Raw genomic sequence first — 21,245 nt, forward strand, 5'->3', positions numbered from 1 at the left:
CCAGGCACCGCCCAGATGGACTTCGGTGTGATGAGGCAGGCGGAACCGGGTCTCGTTCGCGTTCCGCAGAACCCCGCTCGCCACACCACTGACCAAGCCGACGATCACACCGTCAACAAGAAGGCTTTGCGCCTCATTCGTCCAGATATCCCGTCTGGCGTTTGAAAGCGTCCTGATGGTCCTCAGGGACGCCCATTCTCCAACCCTTCTGCCACCCGCCCGAACTCGATGTCCCGCACCGCCCCGTTCGGGCGCGACGGTCACTGTGACCGCGCCGTCGGGAGAGCGCACGGTCGCCGTGCTCTCCTCGATCCGTGCCGCATCTCCGCCGACTTGCGCGCGAGATCCCACGCGCGCCTCAAGATCGGCGATCATCTGCTCCGGCTGCACCACCTCTCCCTTCGGCATGGGTGGCTCCGGACGGATTGCCGGGCATGGCCGCAACCGGCCACGCGGCTCAGCCGGAGTCGGCGCGGTCGGCGAGCAGTTCCAGCACCTCGACAAAGGCTTGGCGCTTGGCCGGTGGCGCCGCGGCCAGGAACTCGGCCTCCATCGCCCGGATCTCGGCGCGGCAGGAGGCGAGCACGGCGCGTCCCTCGTCGGTCAGGGCGACGACGCGGTTGCGTCGGTCTGTCGGGTCGGGGGTGCGGCTGAGGAAACCCTTTGCGGCCAAGCGGTCGAGGATCGGGATGAGCCGCGTCTTGTCCCGCCGGACCGCCACGGCCAGTTCCGACTGGGTCGGCGCCGCGGCGGATTCCAGTGCGCTGAGCACGGCGTAATCCCACATCTCGATCCCGTGCGCGCGCAGGATCGGCTCCTCCGCCTCGATCATCGCCCTGGTCAGGCGGGCGAACGACGCTCCGAGGTCGTGCCGCTGTCCCGTCATGCGCCAACAATAGACGTTGACCAATCGTCTACCGGCGTAGATAGTTGACGTATGCAGAACATCTTCGACCTTCATCGCCGCTCGCTCGACGCCATCCGACCGGTCGTCGCGCGGGTCCGCCCCGCCGATCTGGACTCGCCGACGCCGTGCGCGGGCTGGGATCTGCGGGCGCTGCTGGCGCACATGATCGGCCAGGACCACGGCTTCGCCGCCGCTGCGCTGACCGACGTCTCCACCGACGCTTTCGCGCCCCGCGACCTGCCCTTCACGGCGCACGAGGCGGGCACAGCGGCGGTGGCCGCCGCGTTCGCCGCGGCCGACCCGGCGCGGCAGGTGCTGCTGCCGGAGTTCCCGGGCCGCCGGTTCCCGCTCCGCACGGTGATCGGCTTCCACCTGCTCGACACCCTCGCGCACGGCTGGGACGTGGCCCGCGCCCTCGGCGTCGAGGTGGACTACGACGAAGACTTGGTCGCCGCCGCCCAGGCCGTGGCTGAAACGATCCCCGACGGCCCCGAGCGCACCGCACCGGACGCGCCTTTCGCCCCGAGCCTGCCGACCGCGACCGGGCTCACCGGCTGGGACCGCACGCTGGCGCTGCTCGGCCGCGACCCGCGCTGGACCGGCGAGCGCACAGACCTCGCCGGGTGACGCGAACGCGGGTTCAGCGGGCCCGACCGAGCCGCGAGAGGATGCTCAAGTGCGCGACACAGTGCGGGTCATCGAGGCCCACGGCGAGGACGGGCTGCGCGAGTCCGCCGCGATCTGGGCTCGCGCGAAGGCACGCCGCGACCACGAGCCCGCCGCCGTGGCGGAAGCCGTGCCGGGCATCCGGCAGCGCCTCGGCGTCGAGGGCGCGACACTGCTCCTGGCCTGGCGAAACGATTGCCCCGTCGGCTTCACCCTGTTCGCGCCTGGCCCGGCGGCGCTGGAAGTCTTCTATCTCGGCGTCGATCCCGACGCGTGGGGCGGCGGGGTGGCGGGGCACCTGCTCCGCGGGGTGGAGGACCATGCCCGGGAGATCGGTCGCGACACGCTGGAGCTGTGGGTGATCAGCGACAACGAGCGCGCCATCGGCGTCTACGAGCGGTTCGGCTGGGTCGGCGCCGAGGAGACGCGACGGAACCCGTCCGGACGACTGGAACGCCGCTTCCGCAAGCACATTCGTTAGGCGCGAGCACGGTGTCGGGGTGATCAGGCCGTGCTGAGCCGCCGGAGGAACCACCGGGTCAGGATCTCGTCCACCGCCTTGGCCGCGGGCAGTTGCGGGGCCGGTGCCAGTCCGGGTTCCTCGGCCAGCGGGTGCGGCAGGCCCGGCACGGTCGCCGACTCGACGTCGTCCGGGTGCGTGTACCGCTCGCGCAGCGCGTCGACCAGAGCGACGGCGTCCGCCCGGAACGTCGGGTGGTCCAATTCGCCGCTGACGATGAGCAGTGGCGGCTGCGCCGGGACACCTCCGGCGACGCGGGCGACGAAGTCCAGGTCGTCGGCGGTCTCGCGAGACTTCTCCGCCCACGAGTACGGCTGCCCGAACCCGGCTTCGATGAGTTCGACGGCCGACCGCAGCCGCACCGCCGGGTTGACCAGGGCGACCGCCTTGAGCGGAATCCGCCCCCTGGTCAGCACTTCCAGCGCCACGGCTCCACCGAGCGAACCGCCGAGGACGCTGACTGGCCCGTCGTCCACCGGCAGCCGGTCGCGCAGCGCGGCCAGCGCGGCCGGAAACTCGTCGGCGGCCTGGCGAAGAAAGGGGGCAAGGTAGGCCATCAGCGGGTCCCGGCGGATGAGGTCGATGACGGCGTCGACGCGGCCGTCGACCATCCGCGCCCCGCACATCGGCATGCCCAGGTGCACCCGCCAGGCGGGCACCCGGGCCATGGGCAGCGCGGCCGCGAACGCCGCGTCGGTGCGGGGCGCGTCCAGCATGTGCCAGGTCACGATCAGCGGCGCGGGTCCGTCGGCGACGCCCGCGGGCGGCAGCGCCGTGAACGGCACGCCCGCGGCGGTCCCGGTGATGGTTTCCATACGCCCCCCAACGGTTTTCTCCTCTTTCCGGCCACTGTAGACAGCGGGGCGGGCGGCGAACCTGGTTTCCGCCAAGGGCGAAACACCGACCGGGCTAGCCCGCGCCGGGGCCGGGCAGCGGGTCGATGTCGGTGGCGTGCATCGGTTCGCCGCAGTGCGCGCAGCGCAGGTCGACTCCGCTGATCTCGCCGCACGCGTGGTGGCGGTAGAGCACGGGCGGGCCCGCGTCGCCCGCGAGCCACTTGTCTCCCCACCCGGCCATGACCATGAGCAGGTCGACCAGTTCGGCGCCCTTTTCCGTCAGGTGGTACTCGTGCCGCGGCCGCCGGTCGTAGGGCTTGCGCTCAAGCACGCCTTGGTCGACCAGATGGTTCAGCCGCTCGGTCAGAACCTTGCGCGAGATGCCGAGATCGGCCTGGATCTGCTCGAACCGGGTGAGCCCGACCCACACGTCCCGCAGCACCAGCGGCGACCAGGGCTCCCCGATGACGTCGAGGGTGCGCGCGATCGAGCACACCATCCCGCCGAAGTTCGTGCGCTGCATGACGCCAGCCTAGCAATTCGAGTTCCCTTAAGAAACTCACCGTGCTATGGTTACGGCGTCTCTTAAAGGAACTCGGAAAGGACGGCGGAGATGAGCAAGGGCATCGGCGAACACTCGGTGTGCTCAACGAGGTGATCCCGCACCAGGCGCCAGTCCCGCTCGGCGCGGGCAGGCCCGTCTTCCCGGCGCTGCCCGCGCACGTGCGCCTCATCGACGCCGTCCCCGCATACCTCCACTACGCGGTCGAACGTTGACCACTAAGAACCCCACCCAGGAGACGACGATGCTCGATCCCGCTGTGCGCCGCGTGCTCGACGGCGCCCCGATCGCCCACCTCGCCACCGTCCTGCCCGACGGGTCCCCGCACGCCGTCCCGGTCTGGATCGGCACGCACGGCGACCACATCGCGATCCTCACCGGCCCGCACACCCGCAAAGCCCGCAACCTGCGCCGCGACCCGCGAGTCGCGCTGTCCCTGACCCCGGCCGACAACCCGGTCCTGCCGGTCGCCATCCGCGGTGTGGTCACCGAGTGGGTCGACGGCGACGCCGCCTGGGAGATCATCGACCGGATCGCGGCCAGGTACATCGGCGGCCCCTACGCGCGCGACGAGCGGCGGGTCGTCGCGCTGATCCGCCCCGACCGGCAGAGCGTGGGCTGAGCCCGCCCGCTACGCCGGTTCGACGGGGATCCACAGCTCGCAGGTCGCGGTGCTGAAATCGGCCGCGCGGTCGAGGACGGCGACGATCGTGGGCCCCGGCCGCAGCCGCCACGGGTTGGCCGGGAACCACTCGCTCGCGGTCGCGGCCCAGGTCGCCTGGAGGGCCTGCGGATAGGGGCCAGCGGTGCGGAAGACCGCCCACCGGCCCGCGGACGCCTCGATGGCGTCGAGGTCGTCGGGGACCGGCGTGGCCCCGGTGACGGCGACCCCATGCAAATAGGTCAGTTCGCTGCCCTCGACCGGGTCGGGGTCGAGGTCATCGCAGACCTGTAGCAGGCCCCCCGGCTCGGTGTCGCTGAGCGCTTTGAGCCGCGGGTGTTCCTCTTGCGGCAGCGCGGCGATGTGCCGCTCGATGTGCGGGTTGGCGCCCAGGTAGATGAGCGGGACCCGGGCGGCGTGCCCGATGAGCCGGAACGCGGGCCGGTCGACAATGCGGGTGTCCATGGGGTTGTTCCCTTCGACGGTCAGGCGGAACCTGATCTGCGGTTGTGTCCGAAGGGGACCTCCAGCACGGCGCGCGTCACCCGGGCCGACACCGTGGACGGCCCGGAACGCGCGCCCGAACGCTTCGGTCGAGCCATAACCGTGCCGGACGGCGATGGTCAGCAGATCGTCCTGCCCCCGAACCACGTCGCCCGCGGCCACGGTCATCCGCCGCCGCCGCACGTACTCCGACAACGGCATGCCCGCCAACGACGAGAACATCCGGCGCAGGTGGTACTCGGTCGTGCCGAGCGCCTTGGCCAGTCCCTCGACGTCGAACTCCGCGCCAAGGCGCTCCTCGACCAAGTCGACAAGCCGGTTGAGTGCCGAGATCATGAGGTCTCCTTCCGACACCAACCCTGCCCGAGGGACCCCTTCCCCCACCCGATCGTTCCGGACCGAACCGATCGCTCGTCGTCCCCGACAGCGCCCGGCTGCCGCACCATGAACACATCGATCGGATCCTGTGCGCACACGGTGAACCCGTGGCGCTCGTACAGCCGCTGGGCGGCGCTGCCGCGCAGGACATTCAGCCGGGCGACCACGCCGTCGGCGTCGATCCGCCCCAGCAGCGTCCGCAACACGGCCGAGCCCAACCCCCGCCCCTGGAGTTCCGGGGCGAGGTAGAAGTGCTCCAGCCAGCGCCCGTCCTCGGCCGGTCGCACGGCGACACTGCCCCCGAAGCCACCATCGACCACGACGACCGACGTGTGCCGCGGCGAAAAGGAGTCCCGGAACCGCTGCCGGACCCGATCCTCGTCAAACCGCCCCAAGCGCAGCAAATCCGGGCGCATCACCGTCGCCCGCAGCTCCGCGATCGGTTCGATGTCGGCCTGCCTCGCCGGGCGCAGCGTCCATTCCCCGAGCAGGCGGGCCCGCTGTCCCGATTTCGTCTTGCCTCCGTCCGCGTTCACAGGTCGAAGTCTCCCAGCGGCCACTGGCGGCAGAGCGGTCATCGGCGATTTCCCGGTGTGCCGGGCACGAGGAGCGCCAATACCGCCGTGACGACAGCGACACCGGCCGCGGCGGTGAACGCGGCGTTGTAGCCGTAGACCAGGGCGTCGGGGTTCTGCCCAGCCGGGTCGGCGATGGTCGTCAGCGCGGCCAATCCCACGGCGGCCCCGATGTGGCGTGCGGTGTTCAGCAGACCGGAGGCGAGGCCCGCGAGTTCGGGCTCGACGCCGGTCGTGACGAAGGCAGCGACGGGCACGGTCATGACGCTCGCGCCGCACGCCCACAGCAGGGTCGGGCCGAGGACGTGGGTGGCGTAACCGGCCTCAGGGGCCAGGTTCGCCAGCCACAGGGACCCGGCCGCGGCGACCACTGCCCCGCCCACCAGCAGGGTCCGTGGACCCGCGATGGGCAGAAGTCGTTTCGCCGCAAGGGAACCGGCGACGATCACCACCCCCATCGGCAGCAGTGCCAGGCCGGTGCGCGCTGGGCCGTAGTTCAGAACGTTCTGGTGGTACAGCGAAAGGAAGAACACCGTCGCGGTCATGACCGCGCCCAGCAAGAGCATGATCGTGTTTCCGACGGCGATATTCCGGCGAGCGAGGACCCCGGGCGGGATGAGCGGGGCCGTGGATCGGGCTTCCCCCAACACAAACAGCGACACCAGTAGCGCCGTTGCCGTCAACGCGCCCACGACCCGCGCCGATCCCCATCCGTGGTCGGCGACCTGGGAGACGCCGTAGACGAGCGCTCCGACGCCGAGGGTCGCCGTCACGGCGCCGCGCGGGTCGAGTCCAGCCCGCGCGGTGGTCCGCGTGCGCGGCAGGGTGCGGGCGGCCACTAGCAGCGCGACGCCGACGGGCACGTTGATCAGCAGAACCCACCGCCAGCCCGCCAGGTCGGTGAGCAGCCCGCCGAGGACGAACCCGAGGGCGCCCGCCGAAGCCGAGGTGGCGCCCCACAGCGACAGCGCGTGGGCGCGGCGGCCAGGTTCGGTGTGAGTCGTGGTGAGCAGGCTCAGGCTGGTGGGCGCGAGGGCTGCGGCTCCCACCCCCTGCGCCACGCGCGCCGCCACCAGCACCCCTCCCGCGGTGGCGAGCCCGCCGACCAGACTGGCCACCGTGAACACGGCCAGGCCGCCGACGAACACCCGCCGGTGCCCGAGCAGGTCGGCCGCCCGCGCGGCGAGGAGCAGCAACCCGCCGAGCGTGACCAGGTACCCGTTGACGATCCAGTGCTGGCCCGCCGAGGACAGCCCAAGCCCGGACCGCATGGCGGGCAGCGCCACGGCCACGACCAACCCGTCCAGCACCACCATGAACTGCGCCCCGCAGGCCACGCCCAGGACGACGCCCGGCCGTGCGTGGTAAACATTGTTCACAACAGCGAGGTTAGTCAGACGCCCCGCCGTGGTCAACCGGGTGCGGACTGGGGAAGCTAGGCTGCGGACCGATGGTCAAACGCGGACTGAGCCGGGACCGCCTCGTCGGCATCGCGCACGAGTACGTCTCGGCGAACGGGCTCGACGCCCTCACCATGCGCAGGCTGGCTGCCGCGGCCGAGGTGACTCCCGGCGCGCTGTACAAGCACTTCCGCGACCAGAAAGACCTCCGCCGCGCGATGGCGGACGCGATCTTCGCCACGATCCCGCTGTCCGATATCGACATCGCCGCCCCGACCACCGATCAGGTGATCACGTGTTGCGAGCGGATGCGTCAGGCCATGCTGGGTTTTCGGGCGGGCGGTCGCATCGTGGCGGGCTCGTACTCGCCGTTCGCCGCGACGCTGCGGTTGTCGCACACGCTGATGAGCCTGCTCCAGCCGCTCACGCTGCCGCCATTCAGCGCGGGCGTGGTCGCCTTCGTCCTGCGCTCCTACACCGTCGGCTTCGTCATCGAGGAGCAGGCGTATGTGGAACTGACCAGCACCGGCGAATGGGATTCCCTGGTCGCCGCCGTCGCCGCGGGCGAACACCCTCGTGTGGACGAGACCGCTGACTCGATCGGCATCATGACCGGGGACCGCGACCGGCGATTCACCGAAGGGCTCACCACGGTCCTCGCCGGGAAACTCCGGGACGCCCGGGCGAACCCGTGAATGGCCCGTTTCCGGTGTGAGCGCGGTGAAGTGAAACGAGGCCCGGGACGGGCGCGGCCCGTCCCGGGAAGGCCCGGACCTACTTGGATTTGCGGGTCTTGGGCTTGTGCGCCTCTTCAAAGGCCTCGATGATCGTGGCGGGGATGCGGCCGCGCTCGGAGATGTCGTAGTCGTTCTGGCGGGCCCAGTCGCGGATGGCCTTGGTCTGCTCTTTGCTGCGGGCGTCCGGGTTGGGGGCCGGGGCGTTCGCCGCGCGCTTGATTCGGCCGCCGACGCGGCGGGCGGCGGCGGTGAAGTCGTCCAGGGTCTTGCGGAGGAGTTCGGCGTTGGCCGCGGTCAGGTCGATCTCGTACTGGGCGCCGTCGAGGCCGAAGCTGACCGTGCTGATGTCGTCGCTGACGCTGCCGTCGAGGTCGTCCACGAGTTCGACGATTGTGCGCTGTGCCATGTCTCCTCATTTTCCTTTGCCGGTGGAGGCCGCCGAACTCCCGCTTTCGGCAACCGATGGCGGGACAGTACCCAGTGCGGCGGAAAGAGACAAGCCAATGCGAATCGCCGCCGTTTTCGTGTCGGCCGGGCTCCGGGTTTCTGTCGCCCTTCCGAGTGACGCCCAGTCCGTGGCGTTCGGCGCTTGTTATCCGGTGGGACCGGTGGCATTCATGGGCCGGTGACGCGAACTCTATCGCCGCGGCACAACACCGGGAGTTCGCATTGTCGGGGACGGACAGCCATCCGCCGCCACGCGGCGGAAAGCGGGACCGTGGCCGCGGGCGAGCGGCCACGGTCCCGCCGTCGACCGGCGCAAGGTCAGGAGGCGGGCATCATGACCTGGTCGATGACGAAGACGGTGGCGTTGGCGGTGGGGATGTTGCCGCACAGCACCTTGGCGCCGTCGACGGTGAGGGTGTCGCCCGCGCCCTCGACCTTGAGGGTCCCGCCCTGCACGGTGGGCAGGCTCGCCGCGGCCACGATGCCGTCCTTGTCCATGCGCTGCGGCACGACGTGGTAGGTCAGGATGCTGGTCAGCTTCGCCTTGTCCGCGAGCACGGCGTTCAGCGCCTCCGGGCCCAGCGCGTCGAAAGCCGGGTCGTAGGGCGCGAAGACCGTGTACTTCGCGTCCGTCTTGTTCAGCGTGTCGACCAGGCCCGCGGCCTTGACGGCGGCGACAAGCTTGGTGAGCAGCGGGTTGTTGCTCGCCGCTGTGGCCACCGGGTCGTCGACCATGCCGTCGAGGGAGCCTTCGTCCTCGGTCTCCTTCGGCAGGCTGGCGCAGCCCGCGCCGAACACGTCGCCGGTGGTGGTGACGCCCTCGCTCGTCGCCGCGCCCGCGCTGGTCGTGGGCGCGGTCGTCGTCGTGGCCGCCGAGGCGGTGGTGGAGGCGGCCTGCTCGCCGCCGCCGCAGGCGGCGACGGAGATCAGGGCCGCGGTGATAGCGCCGAACGCGGGCACGAGCCGGGTGGTGCGCATGGAGTTAGCTCCTTTGTGGACGTATGCCGGGAACTGTGCTTCCGGGCTTGTCATCGGTGATTCGGCGCGGTCGCGGCGGCGGATTGGTTGATTGGCAAGAAACCTTCGGTCATTTCCGGGCGGTGAAGGCGATGGCGTGCCAGCCGCTGGCGCCGTCGGGAATCGGCTCGGCCCGGTCGCTGGTCTGAGTGTGGCCGGTGCGGTCGGTGGCCCGGACCTCCAGCGTGTGCGAGCCCGAGGAAAGGTCGACCTCCGCGCGCCACATGCGCCAGGTGTCGATGTTCACTTCGGTGCTCAGCGTGGCGGGCAGCCAGGGGCCGCCGTCGACCCGGACCTCCACCCGGTCGATTCCCCTGCGCTGCGCCCAGGCCACTCCCGCCGCGACGAACCGGCCCTCGGGCACCTGCTCGAAGGCCCTGGGCCGGTCGATGCGCGACATGGTCTTGATCGGCGCGCGGCGCGCCCAGTCGCGTTTGACCCAGTAGGCGTCGAAGTCGGCGAACGTGGTGAGTTCCGCGCCGACCAGCCATTTCGTCGCCGAGACGAACCCGTACAGGCCGGGCACGACCATCCGCGCGGGGAAGCCGTGCTCGATGGGCAGCGGCTCGCCGTTCATACCGATGGCCAGCAGCGCGCCGCTGTCGGGCCGCATGATGTCCTCAACCGGGGTCCCACAGGTCCAGCCGTCCACGCTGCGCGTCGCCAACTGGTCCGCGCCCGGCCGGACACCCGCCTCGGCGAGGATGTCGCGCAGGGACACGCCGATGAAGTTGGCGGTGGAGATGTAGGGGCCGCCGACCTCGTTGGACACACAGCACAGGCTGATCGTCTTCTCCACCAGCGGTCTGCCCAGCAAGTCGTCGTAGGTGAGCACCAGCTCGCGGTCGACCAGGCCGTGCACGCGCAGCCGCCAGTCCCGCGCGGGCACCCGGGGCACCGACAACGCGGTGTCCACCCGGTAGAAGTCTGCGTTCGGGGTGATGAAGGCGGGGGTGCCCGCGGCGGCGAAGTCCGCGCCCGCCGGAATGGGTGGCGCGGACGTGCCGGGTCGGAGCCGGATGGCGCTCCGGGAAGCCGCCACGTCGGCTCCGCCGCCGATGACGTTCCCGGCCACGGCCGCCGCGCCCGCGCTGGCGGCGACCGCGGTGGAGGTCACCAGGAACCGGCGGCGGCCCAAGCCGGGGACCGGCCAGTCGACCGGACGGACCTGGGCATCGGGCTCGGGATCGGGTGCGGGCACGGCGAGCCGGGGCGCGCGGGCGTGCAGCCACCGGAAGGCCGCGACGCCGACGACCAGGCTGGCCAGCGGCGCGAGCAGGGTGAGCGCGCCGAGAGTCGGCCGGGCGAGCGCCGCGGCGATCCCGAGCGCGCCGAGCGCGGCCGCCAGGACCGTGCCCGGCAGCGGGCCGCGCCGGGACAGCAGCCCCGCGGTCGCCGCCGCGACGGCGATGACGACGGCCATGCCCGCGAGCAGGACGGCCTTGTCGTTCTCACCGAAGGCGCGGATCGCGAAGTCCTTCACCGGGTGCGGCGTGAGGTCGATCGCGGTGTTGCCGACGGCCAGCAGCGGGGAGGCCAGCGGGTCGGTGAGCGCGGCGGCGAGGTGCCCGGCGGCCAGCGCCGCCGCCACCGCGACGACGCCGACGGCGGCGGCTGCCCACCGCGGCAGCAGCCGCGCCACGGGATCGGTTTTCTTCCTGGGTGCGGTCACCTCCGGTATTCGGAGCCGACACCCCCGCGGATTGCTCAGACCAGGGGAAGGACCACGATGGTCGGGGTCGTCGGCCGGGCTGAGCCCCCGCGCGGTTCCACGGTGAGGCCGACGGCTTCCCGCCCGGTGAACCCACCCGCCAGCAGCGGGCTGGGCTGTCCGCCGGTTCCGGTGAGCAGTCCGGCCGGGCGCGGCCCGTCCGCGCCGATCAGCCACAACTGGTAGGCGCGGTCCTCCGGCAGCCGCGGCAGGTCCTGGGCCAGGAACAGCACCTGCCCGGTGCCGGGCGAGGCGACCACGGTTCCCGTGCCGCCGCCGCTCACCTCGCCGCGGACCAGTTTGGCGTCCGGCGCGGCCAGCAACCGGCCGATTTCGGCGTTGTGGTCGTCGGCCTGCTCGATGGCCTGCCGCTGGCGCTCCACGCTGCGGTTCGCCTCGACGGCCTGGACCCCGAGCACCACCGCGGCCGCGATCCCCGCCGCCGCGGCCACCCGCCACGGCCACCCGGCTCGGCGGGCGGACCGGCCGTCGCCCTCGGCCACCGGCGGGTGATCGGTCTCGTGCGGCCGCTGGGGAGTGCGCGCCACCGCCGCCAGCACCTGCGCGCGCAGGTCGGCGGGCGGCTCGACGGTGTCCGAGCCGCCCAGCAGGGCGCTGGTCTCGCGCAGTTCGTCGACCTCCCGCACGCAACTCGGGCAGCCCGCCAGGTGTTCCTCGAACAGCAGGCGCTCGGCGTCGGAGACGGCGTCGAGCACGTACGCGCCGATCAGCGTGTGGGCCTCGGCTGGCGCGCTGTTCGGCCTGGTGTTCTCGGTCATCGGGTCACCCCAAGGCAGTCACGGAGCCGGATCAGTCCGTCGCGCATCCGGGTCTTCACCGTGCCCAGCGGGATGCCCAGCACCGAAGCGGTCTCCGCGTAGGTGTGGCCGCGGAAGTAGCTCAGCAGGATGGACTCCCGCTGCACCTCGGTCAGCGTCGTCAGGCACCGCTGGACCTGCCGCCGCTCGATCCGCGCGGCGACCTGCTCGCTGACCGCGTCGAACGGCGTCTCGGCGTCGCGGCGGGCGGCGAGATCCTCCCGCCGGGTCGCGGCCTGCGCGGAGCGGACCCGGTCCACCGCCCGGCGGTGCGCCATCGTCAGCACCCACGCCAGGGCGCTGCCCCGGTTCGGGTCGTAGCGGCCCGCGGTGCGCCACACCTCGACCAGCACCTCCTGGGTGACCTCCTCGGACTGCGCGTGGTCCCGCAAAACCCGCAGGACCAGGCCCAGCACCTTGCCCGCCACCACGCCGTAGAGCCGCTCGAAGGCCGTCTCGTCACCGCGCGCCACCCGGCACAGCAACTCGTCCGCGGTGACCTCGTCCGCGGCGGCCACCGACCGCAGCCCGCGCTCGCGCCCAGCCATCCCGTTCCTCTCTGCCCGTCGACGGCCCGCGCGCCGGACAGCGGCGCGCGTCGTCGCTGGTGCTTCGGAGCCGGTCGCGGGTCGGATTGGCCGTCTTCGGCGAGGGATGCCCCGTGGGCGCGATTTGACGCGGGGGCGACTCGACGGGCCGCGTCAGAGTGGATCGAGGCGGGCCTTGAGCAGGCAGAACTCGTTGCCTTCCGGGTCGACCAGGACGTGCCACGACTCATCGCCGGTCTGGCCGATGTCGGCCGGGCGCGCGCCGAGGCTCAGCAGGCGCCGCAACTCGGCGTCCTGGTCGCGGTCGGTGGCGTTGACGTCGATGTGCAGCCGGGACTTGCCTGGCTCCGGCTCGTCCCGGCGGCTGAGGATGATCGTCGGCTGCGGTCCGCCGAACCCCTCTCGCGGTCCGATCTCCACCGAGCCGTCGTCCTCGCGGTCGAGCACGACGAAGTCCAGGACCGCGCACCAGAACCGCGCCAGCGCCTCGGGGTCGCGACAGCCGAGCACGAGTTCGCTGATCCGGCACGCCATGGGCGAAACCTAGCCGCGGGCCGGGTGCCCGCGCCAGCGGATTTGGCTCGCCGGATCGGCGTCCTGGGCCGCGCCCGCGACTGTTTTCCCTGGTGGCGGGGCCCGGCCAGATATGGCCGGTGCCGTGGCCTGGCAGCGGGACCGGCTGGTCCGAATGCTCAGCTCACGTCAGGTCTGCCCGCTCGGCGCGGGCGACACAAGGGGGACATATGAAGAGATTTCAGAGAATCCGCTGGGCGCTGCTCGGCGCCGTGGCGGCCGCGCTGACGGCTGTCGTGCCCGCCGCGCACGCCGACACCGCGCCGCCGCGACTGGTCGACGGCTTCGGGCTCCAGGTGGTCCGCCAGCCGGTGTGGGCCGAGGGCCAGCGGACGTTCGCGTTCAGCGTGCGCACGGCCGAGGTGCCGGAGTTCACGGTGCTGCCGGGCCAGGTCTCGGGCGAGCACGTGATCTTGGTGACGCTCCCGGAAGGCTACGACGGGGTCACCCGGTACCCGGTGCACTACACCCTCCACGGCGGCGGGGACATCCCGAACAGCCCCCGGCAGAAGGAGATCGTCGAGCGGGCCACCGCGGGCGTCCCGGTGATCACCGTGACCCCCAACGGCGGCGGCCGCGGCTGGTACTCGAACTGGGTGAACCCGGGCGGGCTCGGCAAGCAGAACTGGGAGAACTTCCACCTCGACCAGGTGATCCCGTTCATCGACGCCAACCTCCGCACGATTCCGACCAAGGAAGGCCGGGCCATCTCCGGCCACTCGATGGGCGGCTTCGGCGCGTTCCACTACGCCGAGCACCGGCCGGACCTGTTCGGCTACGTGGGCAGCTTCTCGGGCGGGCTCGACCTGCTCAACCAAAAGCTGCGCACCGCGGTCGTGGGCACGACGCAACTGGCCATCTACGGCACGCCTGCCGTCGACCCAGCCGCGATCTTCGGCCCGCCGATCTGGCCGCTGGACGGGGTCTGGAACGCGCAGAGCCCGGCGCAGCACGTCGCGCCGCTGCGCGGCATGGGCGTGGCGCTCTACACCGGCGACGGCACCAACCCCGCCGCCGACCCGATCCTGGCCCAGGTGGAGGCCGGGGCCGTGGAGACGGCCATCGTGACCTCGCAGTTCCTGACCAGCGCTGGCATCGCGCACGAGTTCGTCAACTACCGCGGCGGCGGACAGTGGGCGCCCGGGTGCCTGGGCGAACACAACAACCAGGCCTGCCTGCAGGCGGACATGAACCACTTCGTGTCGCTGATCATGGCCCGGCTCCAGCACCCCTGATCCCGGACTTCCTCGGAGGACAATCATGAAACGACGTGGCGCGATCACGCTCGTGCTCGCCCTGTTCGCCACCCTGGTCGCCGCGCTGACGACGGCCTCGACCGCGGCGGCGGCGCCGCCGGACTTCTTCTCCGCGCACGGAATCGAAGTGCGCAATGTCATGCAGACCACGGATCGCACCTATGTGATCAACATCCACACGAACTCGGTGGACACCCGCGCCCTGGGCTGGCAGTTCCACGACGTGGTCGTCACGCTGCCCTCGGGCTACAACCCGAACCTCGCCTACCCGGTGCTGTACCTGTTCCACGGGCGTGGTCAGGGGCCGGGCGCCTGGCACAACGAGGCGCGGATCGAGGAGGTCACGCACGGGTACCCGATCATCACCATCACGGCCGAGGCGGGCCTGGCGGGCTGGGGCACGAACTGGGTCAACCAGTCCGCGGGCGCGCAGCAGTGGGACCGGTTCCACCTGGACGAGCTGATCCCGTGGGTGGACGAGAACCTCAACACCATCCGGGCCCGTGAGGGCCGCGCCATCGCGGGCTTCTCCATGGGCGGCTTCACCGCGATCCGGCACGCGACGCACCGGCCGTGGCTGTTCCGGATGGCGATCGGCATGTCCGGCGGCTACCACCTGGAGGACCCGAGGATGCGCACCGCGGTGACCGGGTCGATGCAGCTGCACAACTTCCCGCTGGACGGGCCGTTCGGGGCGCCGGGGGACGGGTCGTGGGGCTTCAACAACCCGTGGCACCGGGTCAGCGGCCTCGGCGACGTGCACACCGTGCTGTACGCGGGCACCCGGCACGACGACCTGCTTGAGGCGCAGGCGCACCGGCTGACCTACGAGTTCCACCAGCACCTGCTGGGCAGCGGGATCGGCAACAGCTGGATGGTCCAGTACGACTGCGGCCACTGGATCGATTGCGTGGCGCGCAACGGAATCGGCCACGAGCTTCCGACGATGATGAACGTTCTCTGGCACCCGTAACGAAATCCGCTTTCCGACCGGCGGCGTTCCGTGACGCGGAACGCCGCCTTCACCTCTGGGGTAAGAATGAGACTCCGAATCACCCGACGCGTGCGGTCTCGCTCCGCACGGCCGGTTTCCGCGCTGTTGGCGGTGGTGCTTGGCCTGGCTGGCCTCACCGTCGCCGCGGCGCCCACCGCCACCGCCGAGTCCGCTGTGGACGGACCGATCACCCGCGCCGAAATCCTCAGCCGCGCCGAGTTCTGGGTGGACCAGAACGTCCCCTACGACATGGGCGGCGAATACCCGGACCCGCAGGGCAAAATCTACCGGACGGACTGCTCCGGCTTCGTGTCCATGGCGCTGCACCTGTCCTGGTCTCCCAACACGGTGAGCCTGCCCGAGTTCCTCGACCCGATCGGCTGGGAGGACCTGCGCCCCGGCGACGTCGTGGGCACCCTCGGCGCGGGCACCGGCGGCGACGCCGGGCACGTGGTGCTGTTCACCGGCTGGGCCAACGCCGCGCACACCCGCTTCTCGACCATGGAGGAGATGGGCGGCGCGGGCGCGGTCCGCTACGAGCGGCCGATCAACTACACCACGAGCGGTGGGCGGTTCACCGCGAAGCCTTACCGCTACAAGAAGGTCATCGACACCCCGCCGGGGGTCGGCGCGTTTCCCGCCGAGTCGGGCCGGGTCGTGTCGGCCCGGTCCGCGGACGGCAGGCTTGAGGTCTTCGCGGCCGGAGCCGATGGCGTGCACCACGCCTGGCAGACCGCGGTGAACGGCGGCTGGTCGCACTGGGAGTTCACGGGCGGGCCGCGCGGCGCGGAACTGGCCATCGCCCCGAACGCGGACGGGCGGCTGGAACTGCTCGCCATCAACGGCGACATTTTCCAGCACCTGTACCAGACCGGGCCGTCCGGCGGCTGGTCCGGCTGGTCGGACTTCGGCGGCGGCGGGCGCGACATCGCCGCTGGCGCCAACGCCGACGGCCGGATCGAGGTGTTCGCCTCCGGCCCGGTCGGGGTGTTCCACCGGTATCAGACCGCCCCCAGCGGCGGCTGGTCCGGCTGGGAGTCGACCGGCGGCGGCCCCGCCTTCGCCCGGCTGGAGCTGGAGAAGGCCCGCGACGGCCGCCTGGAAGTGTTCGCGCTCAACGGAGACGTGTTCGAGCACCAGTACCAGACCGCGGTCAACGGCGGCTGGTCGGCGTGGGAGAACTTCGGCGGCGGCGGACACGATCTGACGGTCGACCACAACGCCGACGGCCGGGTGGAGGTGTTCGCGTCCGGCCCGGTCGGCGTGTTCCACCGCTACCAGCCCAACCCGACCTCGTGGTCGGGCTGGGAACGCACTGGCGGTCCGGCCAACGCGCAGCTCACCAGCGAGCGCACCGCGGACGGGCGGGTCGAGGTCTTCGCCATCAACGGCGATGTGGCCCAACACGCCTGGCAGACCGGGATCAACGCCCCCTACAGCGACTGGGCCAACTTCGGCACCGGCGGCGCGGAGATCACCGCGGCCACCAACGCGGACGGGCGGCTGGAGGTGTTCGCCACCAGCGGCGCGGGCGTCTTCCACCGGTGGCAGAACGGCTTCGCCACCTGGTCCGACTGGTTCTGGGTCAGCGGCACGGCGGGACCGGTGGTCCAGTGAGACGACAAGGGGGAACACCATGGGGATCACCAGAGGCGCGTTAACCAGATCGGTCGTCGTCGGGGGGATCGCGGCGACCGTCACCGCGCTCGCCGCGTCGGTCGCGATGGCGGCGCCGGACGAGCCGGAATTGGCGCCGCAGAATGTGTCCGCCCGGATCGCCACTCTGCCCTGCGACTCGGCCGGTCCGTCCACATCGGACGCCCAGCTCGCCGACGAGCTGAATCCGCGGCTGCGCAACACCATGGCGGGCTATCTCGACGCCTACCGGATGTCGTGCGCGCGGGTTGTCGTGCAGGCGGTCCGGGATCGCGGGCTGAATCCGAAGGCCGCGGCCATCGCCATTTCCACGACTATCGTGGAGTCCACGATCAGGAACTACGCCGAGGCGGTCGACTACGACTCGCTTGGGCTGTTCCAGCAGCGGCCGAGCATGGGGTGGTGCGAGCCCGCGCAGTGCGTCGACCCGGTCTACGCCACCAACAGCTTCCTCGACGGCATGGAGCGGGAGTTCCCCGGCGGGTCGTGGAACAACGAGTCCATCGGCAAGGTCGCCGGGCAGGTCCAGAAAAACCTCGAATCGGAGCGCTACCGGTACGAGGTGGAGGCGGGCGACGCGGTGATCATCGCCGACGCGCTGTGGAACGGGTCCCGCCGAGGGGCGCACCCGCACGCCAGCGGCCGGGTGGTGTCGGCGCGGTCGGCCGATGGCCGGTTGGAGGTGTTCGCCGCGGGCGAGGGACGGGTGGACCGCAGGGCGCAGTCCGCGCCGAACGTCTGGGGCGCCTGGGAATCCTTCGGCACCGCCGCGCACAGCATGACCCTGGCCCAGAACGCCGACGGCAGGCTGGAAATCCTGGCCAGCGGCCCGGTCGGGATCTTCCACCGCTGGCAGACCGCCCCCGGCGGCGACTGGTCCGGCTGGACCGCCTTCGGCGGCCCGGCCGACTCCGCGATCGCCACCGGCCGCGACGCCGCGGGCCGACTCCAGGTGTTCGCCGCGGCGGCGGGAACCGTGCACCGACGCGCCCAGAGCACGCCAAGTGGCGGGTGGCAGCCGGAGTTCGAGGTGTTCGGCGCGGTGCCCGGCGTGACCGACCTGGCTATCGGCAGGCGCCCGGACGGATCGCTCGGCCTGGTCGCCTCAGGTGATTCCGGCGTGCACCACCGCGTCCAGCAGGGCCCGAACGGCTCCTGGTCGCCGTGGGCGGGCTTCGGCGGGCCACCGCGCGCGACCGTCCACATCGGACGCAACGCGGACGGCAGGATGGAGGTCTTCGCGGGCGACGGCGCGTCGGTCCACCATCGCTGGGAGAACGGGTCCGGCTGGTCGTCTTGGGAACGGTTCGGCCCGGGCGTGTCCGGGCTCGACGTCGGCACCAATGTGGACGGTCGGCTGGAGGTGCTCGCCGGTTCGCCGCACGGCCCGCTCGGCGGCCGCTACCAACTGGCGCCCAGCGGCCAGTGGTCGGCCTGGACGTCCGTGGGCGGGCCGGTTCTGCGGTAACCGGGTGCCGAGTCACCATAAGGGCGATGCCTGCTGGTTCCCGGGTGGCGGGAACCAGCAGGCATTTACGCTGAACGTGGCGTCTCTTCTTCTGGCGCCACAGGCGATGCCCGGGCTCAGCCCGCCCCGAACACGGCCGTGACGGCGTCGTTGACCGCCGCGACGTTGCCGCTCACCGCGGCGACGTCGCCGGTCGTCGCGGCGATGCCGGTGATCAGTTCCCGCACCTTCGCCCAGCGCCTGCGGGCGAACCCGGGCTCGGCCTCGGCGGCGGGTTTCCCGGCCTCGTCCCGCACGTCGCCGAGCGCGTCCACCGCCACGGCGCGCTCGGGTGACTCCGGGGCTTGGGCGAGCAATTCCCCCAACTCGTCAAGGAGCAGGAGCAGCCGCTCGCGGTCGGGGCCCGCGCCGATCACGACGCCGCCGACGTGGTTGCGGTCGCCGGTGACGATGTTGCCGGTCATGTCGCCGCCGACGGAGATGCCGCCGCCGGGCTCGCGCGCCTTGTCCATGCTCAGCCCTTCCTGTTCGACGCGCCCGGCCGGACGCCGCCCACCGTGTTCCCGCTGCCGGTCACGATGTTGCCGGTCACCGAGCCCTCGATGCGGATGTTGTTGTTGACCATCGCGGCGGCCTGTTCCTCGAACGAGGCCAACGAGTAGCCTGCGTCGCGCATGGTCTCCCGGACCGCGAGCACCAGCCTGCCCTCCATGAGCTTGACATAGCGCTCGGTGTCGGTCAGCTGGAAGTAGTTGTGCACCACGGTGTCCTGCGCCAGTTCCCGCAAGCTGTGCAGGGACCCGTACTTGTCCGAGTTGACCACGCCCGCGCCGTCCTTGGCGGGTCTGATCAGCCGCAGGGTCCGGCTGACCCGGCCGGGCAGCGACGCGGGCAGCCGCACCAGGTCTGCCAGTGCCTGCTTGATCGGCCGCCACGGGGACCGGGAGACGGTGTCGATGCTCTGGAACCGTTTGTCGATGGGGAAAAGCACGCACGGCGTCCACTCGACGTAGAGCATCGACTCGTCCATCGCGACGTGCAGGAACACCGACGTCACCAGGTCGCGGTCCCAACTCTCGACCCGGAAGCACTGGTAGTAGCGCGCCCACTCCAGCGGCTCGTCGCGCAGCGCCAGGGTCCGCCGTCCGCTGAGCAGGTCGTAGGGCGCGTAGCCTGCGCTGTAGAGGAACTGGGGCGACTCGGGCTCGGCGATGTGGTCGATCAGCTCGCTGGAGGAGACGATCACCTGATGGTCGAGGGTCAGCGCGCGGAGGCGTCCGCCGGGGGCCAGCGGCACGGACTGCCGCAGCTTCGCGACCTCAGCGGTGATCGCCTCGTACAGCAGCGCGGAGTTGAGCACCGTTGTGCTTTCGCTGTCCGGGTCGCGCACCAGCGGGACGGCGATCGACCACGGGTCGAACGGGCTTCCCGCTCCCACGAACGGGTTGTAGCCGCGGTGGACCACCACCTGCGCGGGCGTGCCGGTCTCGTCCTGCGGGTCGGGGGCGGCATGCGGCTGCGGCGCGAGGTAGCGCTGCCGCAACCGCGCCAGCCACCGCGGCGGCGCGTACTGGAAGATCGCGCGCCCGTCCAGGTTCGTGACCGGTCGCGCGCCGCGCTGGAACGTGATCGTCATCAGCCGCCACACCACGACCCGGTCGGCGAGCAGGACGCCGAGGAACGCGAGCAACAGCAACACGGTCAGCACAACCGTGACGGAACTGTCGGAGCTGTCGGGGTAGTAGTCGTCGTAGTCGTATCCGGACGAACCGCCGCTGGACTCGAACAGCTCCTCGAAGATCTCGCCGAGGGGCTCGGCGAAGAGAGTCACAAGCAGCAGCACCGCCCCGGCGGCCAACAACGGCGCGGCTGACCGCTCTTGGACAGCGTCCTTCGTCCGGCTGGCCATCCCCGGCAACGCCGTCGCGACCGCGATCACGAGCCAGATCCCCAGCAGGACGCCCGGCATCGCGAACAGGGCGAGGACCGCCAACACGATCACGGCGCTGTCCACGATCTTGCGCCTGGCCCGCGCCGCGACGGCCTCACTGAGCACAGCGCCCGCGTCCACCCCCGGCGACGGCGCCACCGGCCGGGTCGGCTCGACAAGGAACTCCCGAATCGCCCGGTCGGCGAAGTCGGGGTCGACATGCGCCGCGGCGCACAGGTATCGGGTCGTGTCGTCGCCTGCCATGGTCTCCTCACGCGCCGCGAAGTGCTCACATCCGTTGTCCCGCCAGCACACCTGCCGCTAGGCCCCGGACTCCCCGTCGATCGCCCCGCCGCTATGAAATGTGACGAAATCGAGCCGGATGTGTCCGTATCCCGCTATGCGACGCTGCCCCACCCGCGCCCCTACGAACGCACAGGCGGCCACCCCGACCCGCCCCTAGCACGACCACACTCCAGAACCACAGAAATACCGTCTATTCGTAACCACACCCCAGACTACTGATCTCACCGATGGAGTAGCACCGCCAAACGGACTCCATCCACCCGGAGTCAGTCGGCGGCCTCGATCTCGTCGATTACCTCATCCGGTTCTCCGCCAGACCTGCGGACGAACGTGAAGTGGCATTCGCCGAACGGCAGGGAAACTCGTTCCACAGGAGCGAACGTTCTCGAATCGAGCTTGACGCCCTGAACGGTGTCGAAAGGTTCGCGGTCAGTAACGAGCCTGATCAGGACCACCGGAGACGAATCCGTCGTGGTCCCCGCTCGAATCCAACTGCGCCGAAAGTAGGACGATTCATCGATGTCATAGCGGGGAAGGGGCAGTTCGCCTGTTCGGTTGCCCGCGTCCGCCTCGATCGGTCCGCGGACGCAGGCGTCGAACACGGCTTCGGCCATGCGTTCCCAGTCGCGGTGCTGGCATTCGTCACGCCAGTTCATCCTCAGGCGATCCGCGGTCGGGACAAGGGCCACCAGCGCCTGGCGGAACGTCGCCATGAGCTCGGACACCGAACAGCGAAGCGTGTCGGTCTCCACGTGCCCCACCGTTCCACGATCCA

Annotated in this window: 24 protein-coding genes; 9 read left to right on the top strand and 15 right to left on the bottom strand. The window is 71.2% G+C overall.

Features of this window, described 5'->3' with window-relative positions:
* Window positions 1–457: 457 nt before the first annotated feature.
* On the bottom strand, window positions 458–886 hold the full coding sequence (locus ACZ6SD_RS13475) for a MarR family winged helix-turn-helix transcriptional regulator (protein WP_465317220.1): 429 nt from the start codon (window positions 884–886) through the stop codon (window positions 458–460).
* A 51-nt stretch (window positions 887–937) separates the two neighbouring features.
* Here ACZ6SD_RS13475 and ACZ6SD_RS13480 point away from each other — a divergent pair, with 51 nt between their 5' ends.
* Both ACZ6SD_RS13480 and ACZ6SD_RS13485 read left to right on the top strand, forming a co-directional pair.
* A complete protein-coding gene (locus tag ACZ6SD_RS13480) occupies window positions 938–1,534 on the top strand; it encodes a TIGR03086 family metal-binding protein (RefSeq protein WP_465317221.1) in 597 nt (198 codons plus the stop codon).
* A gap of 49 nt (window positions 1,535–1,583) precedes the next feature.
* The gene (locus ACZ6SD_RS13485) at window positions 1,584–2,054 is read left to right on the top strand and encodes a GNAT family N-acetyltransferase (protein WP_465317222.1); all 471 of its coding nucleotides are present in this window, start codon (window positions 1,584–1,586) and stop codon (window positions 2,052–2,054) included.
* A gap of 23 nt (window positions 2,055–2,077) precedes the next feature.
* Here the strand turns inward: ACZ6SD_RS13485 and ACZ6SD_RS13490 are convergent, their stop codons facing one another.
* Both ACZ6SD_RS13490 and ACZ6SD_RS13495 read right to left on the bottom strand, forming a co-directional pair.
* Complete coding sequence (locus ACZ6SD_RS13490) at window positions 2,078–2,908, bottom strand: alpha/beta hydrolase family protein (protein ID WP_465317223.1); 831 nt, start codon at window positions 2,906–2,908, stop codon at window positions 2,078–2,080.
* A 94-nt stretch (window positions 2,909–3,002) separates the two neighbouring features.
* Window positions 3,003–3,452 carry a winged helix-turn-helix transcriptional regulator gene (locus ACZ6SD_RS13495; RefSeq protein ID WP_465317224.1) on the bottom strand — a complete coding sequence of 150 codons (450 nt, stop codon included), beginning with the start codon at window positions 3,450–3,452 and terminating at the stop codon, window positions 3,003–3,005.
* Between the two features lie 131 nt (window positions 3,453–3,583).
* Here ACZ6SD_RS13495 and ACZ6SD_RS13500 point away from each other — a divergent pair, with 131 nt between their 5' ends.
* Both ACZ6SD_RS13500 and ACZ6SD_RS13505 read left to right on the top strand, forming a co-directional pair.
* Window positions 3,584–3,706: a hypothetical protein gene (locus tag ACZ6SD_RS13500; protein WP_465317225.1), complete on the top strand. Its 123-nt coding sequence runs from the start codon at window positions 3,584–3,586 to the stop codon at window positions 3,704–3,706.
* A complete protein-coding gene (locus tag ACZ6SD_RS13505) occupies window positions 3,703–4,113 on the top strand; it encodes a PPOX class F420-dependent oxidoreductase (RefSeq protein WP_465317226.1) in 411 nt (136 codons plus the stop codon). The genes ACZ6SD_RS13500 and ACZ6SD_RS13505 overlap by 4 nt, the downstream gene beginning before the upstream one ends.
* A 9-nt stretch (window positions 4,114–4,122) precedes the next feature.
* Here the strand turns inward: ACZ6SD_RS13505 and ACZ6SD_RS13510 are convergent, their stop codons facing one another.
* The 3 genes from ACZ6SD_RS13510 to ACZ6SD_RS13520 are packed head-to-tail and all read right to left on the bottom strand — an operon-like array spanning window position 4,123 to window position 6,988.
* A complete protein-coding gene (locus ACZ6SD_RS13510; protein ID WP_465317227.1) occupies window positions 4,123–4,992 on the bottom strand; it encodes an AraC family transcriptional regulator in 870 nt (289 codons plus the stop codon).
* On the bottom strand, window positions 4,989–5,570 hold the full coding sequence (locus tag ACZ6SD_RS13515) for a GNAT family N-acetyltransferase (RefSeq protein ID WP_465317228.1): 582 nt from the start codon (window positions 5,568–5,570) through the stop codon (window positions 4,989–4,991). The genes ACZ6SD_RS13510 and ACZ6SD_RS13515 overlap by 4 nt, the downstream gene beginning before the upstream one ends.
* A 38-nt stretch (window positions 5,571–5,608) precedes the next feature.
* Complete coding sequence (locus ACZ6SD_RS13520; protein ID WP_465317229.1) at window positions 5,609–6,988, bottom strand: MFS transporter; 1,380 nt, start codon at window positions 6,986–6,988, stop codon at window positions 5,609–5,611.
* Between the two features lie 71 nt (window positions 6,989–7,059).
* Between ACZ6SD_RS13520 and ACZ6SD_RS13525 the strand changes: the two genes are divergently transcribed.
* On the top strand, window positions 7,060–7,704 hold the full coding sequence (locus ACZ6SD_RS13525) for a TetR/AcrR family transcriptional regulator (protein ID WP_465317230.1): 645 nt from the start codon (window positions 7,060–7,062) through the stop codon (window positions 7,702–7,704).
* A gap of 79 nt (window positions 7,705–7,783) precedes the next feature.
* Here ACZ6SD_RS13525 and ACZ6SD_RS13530 read toward each other — a convergent pair whose 3' ends face one another.
* The 6 genes from ACZ6SD_RS13530 to ACZ6SD_RS13555 all read right to left on the bottom strand — a co-directional run bounded on the left by ACZ6SD_RS13530 (window position 7,784) and on the right by ACZ6SD_RS13555 (window position 12,821).
* A complete protein-coding gene (locus ACZ6SD_RS13530; protein ID WP_465317231.1) occupies window positions 7,784–8,152 on the bottom strand; it encodes a histone-like nucleoid-structuring protein Lsr2 in 369 nt (122 codons plus the stop codon).
* Window positions 8,153–8,511: 359 nt separating this feature from the next.
* Window positions 8,512–9,171, bottom strand: coding sequence for a fasciclin domain-containing protein (locus ACZ6SD_RS13535; RefSeq protein ID WP_465317232.1), 660 nt, complete (start codon window positions 9,169–9,171; stop codon window positions 8,512–8,514).
* 109 nt (window positions 9,172–9,280) lie between these two features.
* Window positions 9,281–10,882 (bottom strand): molybdopterin-dependent oxidoreductase, encoded by a 1,602-nt coding sequence (locus ACZ6SD_RS13540; protein ID WP_465317233.1) that lies wholly within the window; start codon window positions 10,880–10,882, stop codon window positions 9,281–9,283.
* 35 nt (window positions 10,883–10,917) lie between these two features.
* Window positions 10,918–11,700, bottom strand: a complete 783-nt coding sequence (locus ACZ6SD_RS13545; protein WP_465317234.1) for an anti-sigma factor — start codon at window positions 11,698–11,700, stop codon at window positions 10,918–10,920.
* Window positions 11,697–12,287: an ECF RNA polymerase sigma factor SigK gene (gene sigK / locus ACZ6SD_RS13550; RefSeq protein WP_465317235.1), complete on the bottom strand. Its 591-nt coding sequence runs from the start codon at window positions 12,285–12,287 to the stop codon at window positions 11,697–11,699. Before sigK ends, ACZ6SD_RS13545 begins: the two co-directional genes overlap by 4 nt.
* A 153-nt stretch (window positions 12,288–12,440) precedes the next feature.
* On the bottom strand, window positions 12,441–12,821 hold the full coding sequence (locus ACZ6SD_RS13555) for a VOC family protein (RefSeq protein WP_465317236.1): 381 nt from the start codon (window positions 12,819–12,821) through the stop codon (window positions 12,441–12,443).
* A gap of 209 nt (window positions 12,822–13,030) precedes the next feature.
* On the opposite strand from ACZ6SD_RS13555, the gene ACZ6SD_RS13560 reads away from it, so the two are divergent.
* From ACZ6SD_RS13560 to ACZ6SD_RS13575, 4 genes are all read left to right on the top strand, one after another.
* Window positions 13,031–14,095, top strand: a complete 1,065-nt coding sequence (locus tag ACZ6SD_RS13560) for an alpha/beta hydrolase (RefSeq protein WP_465317237.1) — start codon at window positions 13,031–13,033, stop codon at window positions 14,093–14,095.
* Window positions 14,096–14,120: 25 nt separating this feature from the next.
* On the top strand, window positions 14,121–15,089 hold the full coding sequence (locus tag ACZ6SD_RS13565) for an alpha/beta hydrolase (protein WP_465317238.1): 969 nt from the start codon (window positions 14,121–14,123) through the stop codon (window positions 15,087–15,089).
* 66 nt (window positions 15,090–15,155) lie between these two features.
* Window positions 15,156–16,727 (top strand): DUF8189 domain-containing protein, encoded by a 1,572-nt coding sequence (locus tag ACZ6SD_RS13570; RefSeq protein ID WP_465317239.1) that lies wholly within the window; start codon window positions 15,156–15,158, stop codon window positions 16,725–16,727.
* Between the two features lie 19 nt (window positions 16,728–16,746).
* On the top strand, window positions 16,747–18,234 hold the full coding sequence (locus ACZ6SD_RS13575) for a PLL family lectin (protein ID WP_465317240.1): 1,488 nt from the start codon (window positions 16,747–16,749) through the stop codon (window positions 18,232–18,234).
* Window positions 18,235–18,350: 116 nt separating this feature from the next.
* On the opposite strand, the gene ACZ6SD_RS13580 is transcribed toward ACZ6SD_RS13575, so the two are convergent.
* From ACZ6SD_RS13580 to ACZ6SD_RS13590, 3 genes are all read right to left on the bottom strand, one after another.
* Window positions 18,351–18,746 (bottom strand): hypothetical protein, encoded by a 396-nt coding sequence (locus ACZ6SD_RS13580; protein ID WP_465317241.1) that lies wholly within the window; start codon window positions 18,744–18,746, stop codon window positions 18,351–18,353.
* Window positions 18,747–18,748: 2 nt separating this feature from the next.
* Window positions 18,749–20,428, bottom strand: a complete 1,680-nt coding sequence (locus ACZ6SD_RS13585; RefSeq protein WP_465317242.1) for a hypothetical protein — start codon at window positions 20,426–20,428, stop codon at window positions 18,749–18,751.
* Window positions 20,429–20,736: 308 nt separating this feature from the next.
* The gene (locus tag ACZ6SD_RS13590) at window positions 20,737–21,222 is read right to left on the bottom strand and encodes a hypothetical protein (RefSeq protein ID WP_465317243.1); all 486 of its coding nucleotides are present in this window, start codon (window positions 21,220–21,222) and stop codon (window positions 20,737–20,739) included.
* Window positions 21,223–21,245: the final 23 nt, after the last annotated feature.

The sequence above is a fragment of the Actinokineospora sp. NPDC051303 genome, assembly GCF_055586285.1.

What these genes read in the sequence shown, in the direction of transcription:
- ACZ6SD_RS13565 (WP_465317238.1), top strand. Translation starts at nt 14,121, where the DNA reads ATGAAACGACGTGGCGCGATCACGCTCGTGCTCGCCCTGTTCGCCACC.
- ACZ6SD_RS13535 (WP_465317232.1), bottom strand. Translation starts at nt 9,171, where the DNA reads ATGCGCACCACCCGGCTCGTGCCCGCGTTCGGCGCTATCACCGCGGCC.
- ACZ6SD_RS13490 (WP_465317223.1), bottom strand. Translation starts at nt 2,908, where the DNA reads ATGGAAACCATCACCGGGACCGCCGCGGGCGTGCCGTTCACGGCGCTG.
- ACZ6SD_RS13510 (WP_465317227.1), bottom strand. Translation starts at nt 4,992, where the DNA reads ATGATCTCGGCACTCAACCGGCTTGTCGACTTGGTCGAGGAGCGCCTT.
- ACZ6SD_RS13555 (WP_465317236.1), bottom strand. Translation starts at nt 12,821, where the DNA reads ATGGCGTGCCGGATCAGCGAACTCGTGCTCGGCTGTCGCGACCCCGAG.
- ACZ6SD_RS13585 (WP_465317242.1), bottom strand. Translation starts at nt 20,428, where the DNA reads ATGGCAGGCGACGACACGACCCGATACCTGTGCGCCGCGGCGCATGTC.
- ACZ6SD_RS13475 (WP_465317220.1), bottom strand. Translation starts at nt 886, where the DNA reads ATGACGGGACAGCGGCACGACCTCGGAGCGTCGTTCGCCCGCCTGACC.
- ACZ6SD_RS13480 (WP_465317221.1), top strand. Translation starts at nt 938, where the DNA reads ATGCAGAACATCTTCGACCTTCATCGCCGCTCGCTCGACGCCATCCGA.
- ACZ6SD_RS13580 (WP_465317241.1), bottom strand. Translation starts at nt 18,746, where the DNA reads ATGGACAAGGCGCGCGAGCCCGGCGGCGGCATCTCCGTCGGCGGCGAC.
- ACZ6SD_RS13525 (WP_465317230.1), top strand. Translation starts at nt 7,060, where the DNA reads ATGGTCAAACGCGGACTGAGCCGGGACCGCCTCGTCGGCATCGCGCAC.
- ACZ6SD_RS13560 (WP_465317237.1), top strand. Translation starts at nt 13,031, where the DNA reads ATGAAGAGATTTCAGAGAATCCGCTGGGCGCTGCTCGGCGCCGTGGCG.
- sigK (WP_465317235.1), bottom strand. Translation starts at nt 12,287, where the DNA reads ATGGCTGGGCGCGAGCGCGGGCTGCGGTCGGTGGCCGCCGCGGACGAG.
- ACZ6SD_RS13530 (WP_465317231.1), bottom strand. Translation starts at nt 8,152, where the DNA reads ATGGCACAGCGCACAATCGTCGAACTCGTGGACGACCTCGACGGCAGC.
- ACZ6SD_RS13495 (WP_465317224.1), bottom strand. Translation starts at nt 3,452, where the DNA reads ATGCAGCGCACGAACTTCGGCGGGATGGTGTGCTCGATCGCGCGCACC.
- ACZ6SD_RS13575 (WP_465317240.1), top strand. Translation starts at nt 16,747, where the DNA reads ATGGGGATCACCAGAGGCGCGTTAACCAGATCGGTCGTCGTCGGGGGG.
- ACZ6SD_RS13545 (WP_465317234.1), bottom strand. Translation starts at nt 11,700, where the DNA reads ATGACCGAGAACACCAGGCCGAACAGCGCGCCAGCCGAGGCCCACACG.
- ACZ6SD_RS13570 (WP_465317239.1), top strand. Translation starts at nt 15,156, where the DNA reads ATGAGACTCCGAATCACCCGACGCGTGCGGTCTCGCTCCGCACGGCCG.